The sequence below is a fragment of the Mesorhizobium sp. M7A.F.Ca.MR.362.00.0.0 genome, assembly GCF_004023175.1.
Classification (GTDB): Bacteria; Pseudomonadota; Alphaproteobacteria; order Rhizobiales; family Rhizobiaceae; genus Mesorhizobium.
On record NZ_RZTF01000729.1, the window covers coordinates 1 to 674 of the forward strand.

At 66.3% G+C, this 674-nt stretch carries 1 protein-coding gene; it reads left to right on the top strand.

Annotation, left to right across the window (positions count from 1 at the left end; genetic code table 11):
• Positions 1-95: 95 nt before the first annotated feature.
• Positions 96-674, top strand: a 579-nt coding sequence (locus EOC06_RS37200) for an ATP-binding cassette domain-containing protein (protein WP_245470431.1), incomplete at its 3' end; no start/stop codon positions are given.

Sequence of the window (674 nt, forward strand, 5' to 3'; positions counted from 1 at the left end):
GCGCTGACCTCCCAAGCCGCCGGCCGGGATCTCAGGCCCCGGCCGGCGGGACCGCTGGCGACAAAGCCGGCAACAGACAATCAAGCGAGGATCCGATGGCAGAACGCCTCATCGAACTGCGCGACATCAGCAAGTCCTATGGCCAGGTCTATGCGCTGGGCGGGGTCAATCTCAGCGTCGACCGCGGCGAGGTCGTCGGCCTGCTCGGCGACAATGGCGCCGGCAAGTCGACGCTGATCAAGATCCTGTCCGGCGTGGTCAAGCCGACCAGCGGCGAAATCCTCGTGCGCGGCAAGCCGGTGACCGGGTGGAGTGCGGCGCGTTCGCGCGAGGCCGGCATCGAGACGGTGTTCCAGGACCGGGCGCTGGCCGTGCAGCAGACCATCGTTCGCAACATCTTCATGGGCCGCGAGCTGACCGGCTTCATGGGCTTTCTCAGGGTCAACAAGGAGATCGAGGAAGCGAGCCGGCTGATGCGCGAGATCGGCTTCACCTCGAAAGTGTTCACGCCGCAGTCGATCGTCGGCCAGCTTTCGGGCGGCGAACGCCAGGGCGTGGCGATCGCCCGCGCCATCTACAAGCAGGCCGAGCTGATCGTCCTCGACGAGCCGACGACGGCGCTGTCGCTGACCGAAACCGCCAAGGTGTTCCATTTCGTGCGCCAGGTGCTGTCT